At 54.2% G+C, this 8,120-nt stretch carries 9 protein-coding genes; 6 read left to right on the top strand and 3 right to left on the bottom strand.

Annotation, left to right across the window (positions count from 1 at the left end; genetic code table 11):
• Nucleotides 1–271: 271 nt before the first annotated feature.
• The 3 genes from HMPREF3036_RS07945 to HMPREF3036_RS07955 all read right to left on the bottom strand — a co-directional run bounded on the left by HMPREF3036_RS07945 (nucleotide 272) and on the right by HMPREF3036_RS07955 (nucleotide 3,549).
• Nucleotides 272–1,288, bottom strand: a complete 1,017-nt coding sequence (locus HMPREF3036_RS07945; RefSeq protein WP_082897417.1) for a YqaJ viral recombinase family nuclease — start codon at nucleotides 1,286–1,288, stop codon at nucleotides 272–274.
• A gap of 80 nt (nucleotides 1,289–1,368) precedes the next feature.
• Nucleotides 1,369–2,343 (bottom strand): recombinase RecT, encoded by a 975-nt coding sequence (locus HMPREF3036_RS07950; RefSeq protein ID WP_062333362.1) that lies wholly within the window; start codon nucleotides 2,341–2,343, stop codon nucleotides 1,369–1,371.
• Between the two features lie 159 nt (nucleotides 2,344–2,502).
• Complete coding sequence (locus HMPREF3036_RS07955) at nucleotides 2,503–3,549, bottom strand: AAA family ATPase (RefSeq protein ID WP_062333365.1); 1,047 nt, start codon at nucleotides 3,547–3,549, stop codon at nucleotides 2,503–2,505.
• A 1,010-nt stretch (nucleotides 3,550–4,559) separates the two neighbouring features.
• Between HMPREF3036_RS07955 and HMPREF3036_RS07960 the strand changes: the two genes are divergently transcribed.
• The 6 genes from HMPREF3036_RS07960 to HMPREF3036_RS07985 are packed head-to-tail and all read left to right on the top strand — an operon-like array spanning nucleotide 4,560 to nucleotide 7,460.
• Nucleotides 4,560–5,567, top strand: coding sequence for a hypothetical protein (locus HMPREF3036_RS07960; protein WP_062333368.1), 1,008 nt, complete (start codon nucleotides 4,560–4,562; stop codon nucleotides 5,565–5,567).
• A gap of 46 nt (nucleotides 5,568–5,613) precedes the next feature.
• Nucleotides 5,614–6,087: a hypothetical protein gene (locus tag HMPREF3036_RS07965; RefSeq protein ID WP_156469789.1), complete on the top strand. Its 474-nt coding sequence runs from the start codon at nucleotides 5,614–5,616 to the stop codon at nucleotides 6,085–6,087.
• Between the two features lie 10 nt (nucleotides 6,088–6,097).
• Nucleotides 6,098–6,526, top strand: coding sequence for a hypothetical protein (locus HMPREF3036_RS07970; RefSeq protein WP_062333375.1), 429 nt, complete (start codon nucleotides 6,098–6,100; stop codon nucleotides 6,524–6,526).
• Nucleotides 6,527–6,539: 13 nt separating this feature from the next.
• Nucleotides 6,540–6,761, top strand: a complete 222-nt coding sequence (locus tag HMPREF3036_RS07975) for a hypothetical protein (protein WP_062333379.1) — start codon at nucleotides 6,540–6,542, stop codon at nucleotides 6,759–6,761.
• 3 nt (nucleotides 6,762–6,764) lie between these two features.
• Nucleotides 6,765–7,088: a hypothetical protein gene (locus tag HMPREF3036_RS07980; RefSeq protein WP_062333382.1), complete on the top strand. Its 324-nt coding sequence runs from the start codon at nucleotides 6,765–6,767 to the stop codon at nucleotides 7,086–7,088.
• 48 nt (nucleotides 7,089–7,136) lie between these two features.
• A complete protein-coding gene (locus HMPREF3036_RS07985; protein WP_062333385.1) occupies nucleotides 7,137–7,460 on the top strand; it encodes an H-NS histone family protein in 324 nt (107 codons plus the stop codon).
• Nucleotides 7,461–8,120 lie beyond the last annotated feature (660 nt).

Genomic DNA, 8,120 nt, shown 5'->3' on the forward strand with positions numbered 1-8,120 from the left:
ATGTCTAGCGAAAAGCCGTGTGCTATGATGTCGTTAGAGATAAGCGAGATGAAATCCACCTTCATCGCCATCTCCTTCTGCAAGACCCGCTGTTTACCGACAGCGGGTTTTGTTTTACACCCTCCGAAATCGCTTTCTTCGGGGCCTCACCAAGGCGTCATGCGCCTCGATTCCATTTCATCTCTGAAATTTGTGGAACCGGCGCAGGGGGCGCATGTGGTGAGGAGGAAACGGCGACGATGGACTCATCGCTTCAAACAACACTCAAAAACTACCAGCACAGATTGTTGCGATCTGTCTGGATCGTGCGAATGGCTTCGCAAATTTCCTCATTCTTTTCAGGAATGAAATTCTGAGGAAACTCACTCTTGCTCAAACTCACTTTTTGAACTTCATTCGACTTGCGTCGGCAGGTGTCCAATTCCTGTTCCGTCAGAAGCAAACCGCGTTTGGCAAGCACCTGTTTGTAGTCGATGCTTCCCTTCTGCGTGTACTGACAGACGGTGACCCCGTAGAAATCGGCATTCTTGTAGTCCCCCATCAACGTCAGAAGACGCTGCTTGGGTTCCTCCAAAAGAGCCGTGAGTCGATCAATCTCCTCTTTGATTCTTCGGTAGTCGGCGGCGGCCCTTCCCCAAGCGATGAGATCATCACCCTTGGGTACGAACACGTCGCGCTCTGGAATTTTGTCCGGAGCTTTGTCGCGCAGGATGTTCTTCTCCCAGAACTGCTGACATGCCGTCTGCATTTCCGAGATCATGGCGTCATTCCTGGCCACTTCAAAATCCATGATTTTGTCGTTGCCGAGATAGAACACCAGCCATCCGCGCTTTGCGCCGGCGACCATGATCTGCCACTGCACCTGCCACTGATAAAGCTGATAGGCATCAGACTTTTCTCGGCGTGCAAGCACATCTTCCAAGGTCGAATCCGAGGGACACTTGATTTCCACAGGTTCCCCGGATGAATTGAGGCCGTCAAACGACGCACGGAAAATTCGGTTGTCTTCGAACTCTCCGCACGTCGGCATGACGACATCAACATGCTTTTGCATGAAAAGGCTGCGAACTTCGTCCTCATGGCTGATGCCATACTGGACGTTGGGATTTTTAGACAAGTCCGCCGGGGCGACTCTACCCGTCTTTTCCGCCCATACGCGCCAAGGCGTCATATAGGGTGAATGTCCGGAAATCGCCACAGCTTCAGTTGCCGTTATTCCCTTTTCGCGCCACGAAAACCACGCATCGCTGCGCTGATCCAACTCGATGTAAAACATCATCATCTCCATTCATGCGCCCCCGGCTGCAAACACGAGGCATGCAACCGGAGGGCAGATAACAGAACCGTCAACCCGAAGGTCTCACGGTCTTATGCAAAGGCGTCCATGCAGGGCTGAGGCACTTCCTGAGCGTCGACGGCATTGAAGAATGATTCAACATCGCCGCCGGACTCGGAAGATTCCGCCGTCATCATGGCTGCACGAAGATCTGCATCTCGTGCTTCCTGAAGCCGACCCTTCACGTAGTCACGTGCAGTCGCTTCAAGCGTCTCGGCAAACTTGAACGCCGGAACGTAGTCATTGCGGGATCGAGCCATGGTGATGGCTTTTTCTGCAATTTCATTGAAACGTTCCTTGTCCACCGTTACCAGCTTGGCAGGCTTCGCAGGGATGGCTCTAACCAAATTCGGTTGAACCTGACCTACATTCACACTGCCGTACATGAGATCGCTACCATCAATCATGGAACCGTCATCTCCAACAGCGACATCGGAAATACCGGTGACCTGGAAGGAGAAACGAATCGCCTGAATGAGGGCGCGATGATGGAGCATGCGACGCGGAGACTTGCGCCAAACAGGGCTCGAAGGCATGAAGACTTCGCTCAAATACACGCGTTCGGTCGTCGGGTGAGAAATCCCCTTCAACCAAATGGTGCATTCGGCCCATTCCGGCAGCTTGCCCAACCCTTCGATTTCCACAAGCGTTTCCGAATATCGGACTTCGTAGCCATCGAACGACGGTTGACGTAGCATGATGGCCTTCCAGCCGTCGATGCTGACGATGGGCTGCACGCCGCCATTGCCACGGAAAGCCCAGATCTCCCGGCGAAGCGGATTGAGATTGAGCTGTTCGGCAATGAGGAGGATGAGCATGACTTCTTCGTAGGTGAAGCCTTCTCCGTCCTTGTTGGGCTTGAAGCACGTTTGAACCAACGTCGCCCAGAGTTTTCCGGATTCGACGTTGAGTCTTTCGGCCATGCGTTCCACAAGGGAGAGAGACTTCGAAGAGGCGTTGGCCTGAGCAACAGGCGCGACAGCGGGGGTTTGCGTCATTTCAGTCATGACATGTGTCCTTATGAAGGAAGGTTGAAAAAAACAACCTCCTCCGGAGACACAATCCTCCCAATCGGGAATCTTGCATCCCCGAGGGAGGTCATGAAGCATCCCCGCTAGTGCAGGGAAGAAAGCGTAGCCATGATTGCGACTATGCCAATCGAGAAGTTATGCCTGATTCCAAGTCTCACCGAAAACGGTAAGAGCAATGGCATTGGCGGCTTGGCACTCTTCAGGGCTCAACTTGTTGAGGAAGAAGAGTTCTAGCGACTTCTTGAGGGGACATTTCGCCATCGTGTAGAACTGAAGCGTGGAAGCCCAATTCACCAGACTGCGCGTGGAGAACGGAATCGAAATGGTCGCCTGCGAAGTTTCCGTACCGATAAACGCCTTGCGCATTTCCTGTGCGTACTTGCACATGAGCTTGCGAATGTTGGCATCAATCGTTGGGGAAACGTTCTTCAAAATGCCCTCTTCCACACCGGCAGTCGGATAGGAAACCTTGAGCATTCTGTAGCGGTCCATGGCGGCCACGTTCTGTTGCTGCACGCCCTGATAAAGACCAGAGTCGTCGCCCGCACCGTTGCTGTTGCCAGTAACGATCAGACGGAACATCGGATGAGGCTTGATGGCTTCACCCTTATTCTCAGCAATCAGAAGGTTGCGGCCTTCGATCACGTCATTCAAAGCCGAGAGCTCGCCCGGAGAGGCAAGGTCGGCTTCGTTGAGTACCAGAATCCATCCGTTCTTCATTGCGAGAGGCAACGCGTTGTGGATGTACTTCATGGTGGCATGTTCCTGTCCCTCGTCTTGAGTCAAGCCCCATTGACCACGAAGGTCGCCGAACTCGAATCTATTGTTGAGGGTCAGGTCCAAAACGGGCCAGTTCAAACGACTTGCTACCTGCATCACCGCACTCGTCTTGCCGCAACCCGTCGGGCCGGTAAGCCAGAGGGCCGTACCCTGCGGGTACAGAAGGAAGATGAGGAGGTCTTGCAGAAGCGTCGTATTGAACACGTAGTTCGGATCACGCTTGGGGATGCGGGAATTCGTCGAATCGGCGAAACCAGTGCATTTCCAGGCGGGATTGAACTTGTACTCCGAGCCGTCATCGTTGATGACATGTTCGAAGGCGGAACCCGTGATTTCCGTGTAATAGACCGGACCGTTGTTGAGGACGGTGGCGGTGTTCTTGTCGGAAGTCGTCGTTGACATAGTTGTCTCCTGTAGGTTGTGAACCCCGAAGACAACCGAACGCCCCTATGGGAATCAGTTGTTCCCACGGGGATCATTGATAGGCAAAATTGCCGAAAGTTAATTCGCTCGCCGTTCGTCTCCCTTGGAGGATGGAGCGGTGCTACGAACTATGTTGAAAAGCGTCATTGAGGAGTGAAACTCGACAATGCGTTGATTATTGAAGACATTGCAGGCTTGATGCATACAATGCGCCCTAGGATACGCGCCGAAACAAGTTCCGGTGCTTGAAGGGCAATTCGGCAGTGGACTGTCCCTCAAGGGGTTCAGCACTGGCCTGACATCATCGACGCCATCGAAACACAAGGTTTCGCCCGCCGGCACATAAACGCATGAAACTCAAACCGAAGTTCGAACGTCAGCGCCCATCTCAATCGCACGCATGAAGCGGCGGCAGATGTTTACAGAGGGCATGAAGCGATTCCTTGCGAACCAAGGATATCGACAACCGCCAAACATAACGACCGAACACAAAGCAATAACTTTGAGTCGACCGGCAGTCAATCGTCATCAGTCAAAAAACCAATGCGGGCTGCAACAGAAGACACAGCACGGATTCCATGAAGGAAACCGCCGTGTTTACGTCTATAGGAGAAGCGCCTACAGTCACTCAATACTTTTTTGGGATTAACCAGAGTCAATAAAAGTAAGAAAACTCAGGGTCGCGAAGCGACGGTTAGTCTGTCCAAAACCGAAAGGTTCGTCAGATGGTGCTGGGATCCTAGCACGGCAAACGAAGGTCGGTGACGCGCTAGGAAGCAAATCCTGCTTTTTGGGGCGCGTTTTTGCAAGAAAAGTGGCCAGCGAGACCTCTCTGCGCTCCGCTCTTCCGTCTCTTCCCTGCATTCCGCTCCTTGAATGACGCTTGCCGTAGCAAAACCTGCTTCCTAGCCTGCCATTTTCCTTTCGATTGGCGGCTACCCTGAAGGCGAGCAATTTTGCTCACGCTAATCCACAGGGAGCCCTTCCCCATGACTCAAGAACCCGACAAGAGCCTTTCGGAGACGACCATCGTTGAAAAGGCTGCATTGGAACTTGTCAAAAGCGACATGAACACCGCCGAAAAGGCACCTCAGCCGCTGCCCGACATTAGAAAACCCGCCCCCGTCAAGGCGGACAACCGCGCAGTGCGCGAGCGCAAGGCCCGTCAGGCCAGCCGCGAAATGTATGCCGACAAGACCGTTCCGCGCATACGCTCCGAACGTCGCTACGGCGGCTCCTCTCACTCACGAGCTTATCTGAAGCAGGCGCTGTGTCTCTACTCCGACCGTGCGCAGATTTTCTTCGAGAACAACTATGAGCGCGTCAACATGAGCCTCATCGTCAGCACGCTCGTCATCGAGGCCATCGGTGGAACCGAGCTCGCAGAAAAGATTTCGCTCCGGCTTGAGAAGGAGTTCCGCGAGCTTGAAACCCAGATGATCGCCTCCATCAAGGAACTTCAGCGCATCGCAACCGTAAAGGGCATTGCCGAAGACCAGCAGGTTCCGGCCTATGACCACAAGCGCTTCTATGAGCCTCCGCTTCATACGCCCCACTCTGCGCAGTTCATGACCGTCGTGCAGCTCTTTGACCGATTGATCTCCCGCGCCGAAGGCTGCTGGATCAACCACATCATGAGCGCCCAGACGCGCAAGAACATCGTGCGCTCTTGGGAAAAGAATCTCTCGCAATTCGTGCAGGATTTGCACCAGATTCGTCTTCAGGCCATCAATCAGGCAAGGAAGACGGGCTTCGGCCAACGCGCCGCCGCCATCGAGGCCAAGGTCCGCCGCGAACATGCCGATGACCGGCTTGAGAAGACCGACCTCGCCACGACCCGGAAGGACAACAAGCCCGAAGCACCTTCTACCCAAACTCAGGCTCCGAAACAGGAGACCGTCCGCGCAAAGGCTTCGGAAAACGAAGAAGCTGCGCCGGCGCGTCAAGAAGTCGGTTCAGAGGTCGAAGAGCCTGCCCGCGTCGAAGCCACGGCTTAAGCCGGCATTGGCTTCCTTCAATACAAAATCGCAGATCGAAAAGCTAATGACTCTCATCACCAAGCCAACAGCTGTGCACCGAGCTCATCGTTATCTGGACATGTTGGACAACAAAATCAATGTCGAAATCCGCAGGCGGATTTCCCACTACCTTCGCGATGAGGCTTATCTGAGATATTTCGGTCTGCGAATCGACGAGCAAAATCGCCTGACGCTCCTCAACGAGCAGGAAGAGTCATCCGCACATTTTGCCGTTCGCTTTCGCCCCAACTCCGCGATCACGCTCTTCTCTCAACTTTCACAACCTGAATCTCTGATCGAGCAATCCGTCGAGCTGATCGCGAACTTGATGCTTCGCATGGCCGCCAGCGTCCTGTCAAACCTTGAACGAAACGGACGCCTGACGCCGCGCTCATTTGTTCTGCAAAGCAAATCGTCGCACCCCATCCACGCACAACCGTCATCGCACCTCGACATCTTCGTCCATAGCGAATCCAACTGGCATCAACTTCCGAATTAAGGAGCGTCTCTTGTCCTCCGACAGCACCGTCATTTGCCTTTATTCCGGGCGTGCCAAGCATCTGGCCAAAGTCTTTGCTGAGTCCTATGCCCAGATTCCCCTTCCGATGAACGAGGGCTCTCATGAGCTGTTGGTCAAGGCCCGCATGAACATCGAGCGCAAGATGAAACGGATAGCCGATCTGGTGGCCTCGCATCCGGAAATCTCTGTGAGCTTTGGAGGCAACGCCGTACGGATCAAGCGCACCGGCCTCGCACCGTTTTATGGCGAAAGTCTGACGGTCGTCGAAACCTTCGACAAGGCCATCGCCCTCATTTCATGTGCTTGGCTTCTTCGATTGATTACCACGACCGAGCGCTCCAAAGCGATTCGCTCGCTCGAAGGCATGACCCACCAAACCATTCGGCGAGCCCTGAAACGGCTTGTCCGAAACCAATAAAAACGGAAATCTCATGCTCGACAAACTCCGCAAGCTCGCTTTCGAACTCGAAGGCGCAATCCTCATTGTTCTGATCGGCGTTCAATTCGTCGCCGTTCCCGCAACCTATGCCCTTTGCCTCGCAGCCGCCACCGACTGGACTTGGTACAACCTCATCCCGCGTGTCGTGGGCTATGCGTTCGCCTCTGTCGGTTGGGCCGTGTATTGGCCCCTGCTGAACTTTCTGGAGGGATAGGCCATGCCGTTCAACATCGCCTTTCTGGCTCTGAATGTCGTTGTTCTGATATGGCACTTTGCCATCACGCATCGCTACCGACTGCCGCGAGGCCCGGCATGGCTGCGCCTGCTCATCGCCGTCGGAATCTTCTTCCTTGCGCTACTGGCCTCGACTGAGTTTTTCGACCTCATCACACGTTCGCTTATTCCGGGAGATGCAGCGCACAACACGTGGTGTTTCGTCTACGGAATTCTGCTCTGCTGGCTTGAGCTGGCGATGGCCTTCACCTGCGGCTGTTTTCTCATCGGAAACGGGCGGGTGCTCGAACTTCGCATCCGCTCTTGAAGCCCGCTTTTCTCTTCTCCCTTCCTAAACCCTTTCTGGAGATTATCAATGGACAACACTTCCACCGCCCTCCAAGCCCGTCTTGAGGCCGTGCAGGCCAAGCAAGCCGAATGGCAACAGGAATTCGATGCTGTACGCGAAGATGCGCGTCAGGAATGCCTGAGACTGTGCAAACTCTTCAACTTCACGACATCCGATCTTGAACTCGAAGCCTCCGGCAAGAAAACGGCCAAGAAGGCCACAAAGCTCCCCCCGAAATTCAAGAACCCCGAAGGCGAGGAAACGTGGACGGGGCGTGGTGGCCACAAGCCACAGTGGTTCGTCGATGCGCTTGAAGCGGGCTACACCGAAGAAGATATGCGCATCAAGTAATCGTCCCGGTCGCGCCGATACGCCGCCCTAAAGCACAAGCGGGGCCTCCTTTCGGAGACCCCGTTTCCGTTCGACAAAAGTCGTTTAACGCTTGCGGGAAGTCATAACCCAAGCAATACAGACGATGGCGGCGAGGGTGCAAACCCAAGGCCAATCGACGCCTCCGCCGGACATGGCAACATTGAGAACAATGTCGCCATGCCAAACGAAGTTCACCTGTGCTAAACTTCCTAGCAAGGAAATGAATGCGTCCAACATCCGAATTTCCTTTTCAAAGACTCAGCCCAGCGTTGCAACCGTTGGGCTTTGTCGTTTTCAAACCCCTTGCGGGGACCCTTTCCGATGCCGAAGGCTCGTCATCGAAAATTTCGTGAGCCTGGCCGGATAGGTAGGGCAGATTTCAGAATGGCGTTCGCAAGTTTCCTCGCTTCCGATATTTTGCCAGAAGCAACATCTCTCGTGCACCATACGCAAGCGGGGCCTCCTTTCGGAGACCCCGTTTCCGTTTGACAGAAGTCGTTAACGCTTGCGGGAAGCAATCACCCAGACGACGCCGAGAATGGCGACAAGGATGCAAATCCAAGGCCAATCGACGCCCCCGCCTGACATAGCTAAACTTCCTAAGACCGCGTTCCACGGACTTCCGAGATGAACCTTTTT

The organism is Sutterella sp. KLE1602 (genome assembly GCF_001578585.1).
GTDB lineage: Bacteria > Pseudomonadota > Gammaproteobacteria > Burkholderiales > Burkholderiaceae_F > Sutterella > Sutterella wadsworthensis_A.

Coding starts and splice junctions, on each gene's coding strand:
- HMPREF3036_RS07980 (WP_062333382.1), top strand. CDS start 6,765: ATGCCGTTCAACATCGCCTTTCTGGCTCTGAATGTCGTTGTTCTGATA.
- HMPREF3036_RS07960 (WP_062333368.1), top strand. CDS start 4,560: ATGACTCAAGAACCCGACAAGAGCCTTTCGGAGACGACCATCGTTGAA.
- HMPREF3036_RS07975 (WP_062333379.1), top strand. CDS start 6,540: ATGCTCGACAAACTCCGCAAGCTCGCTTTCGAACTCGAAGGCGCAATC.
- HMPREF3036_RS07955 (WP_062333365.1), bottom strand. CDS start 3,549: ATGTCAACGACGACTTCCGACAAGAACACCGCCACCGTCCTCAACAAC.
- HMPREF3036_RS07950 (WP_062333362.1), bottom strand. CDS start 2,343: ATGACTGAAATGACGCAAACCCCCGCTGTCGCGCCTGTTGCTCAGGCC.
- HMPREF3036_RS07985 (WP_062333385.1), top strand. CDS start 7,137: ATGGACAACACTTCCACCGCCCTCCAAGCCCGTCTTGAGGCCGTGCAG.
- HMPREF3036_RS07965 (WP_156469789.1), top strand. CDS start 5,614: ATGACTCTCATCACCAAGCCAACAGCTGTGCACCGAGCTCATCGTTAT.
- HMPREF3036_RS07945 (WP_082897417.1), bottom strand. CDS start 1,288: ATGGAGATGATGATGTTTTACATCGAGTTGGATCAGCGCAGCGATGCG.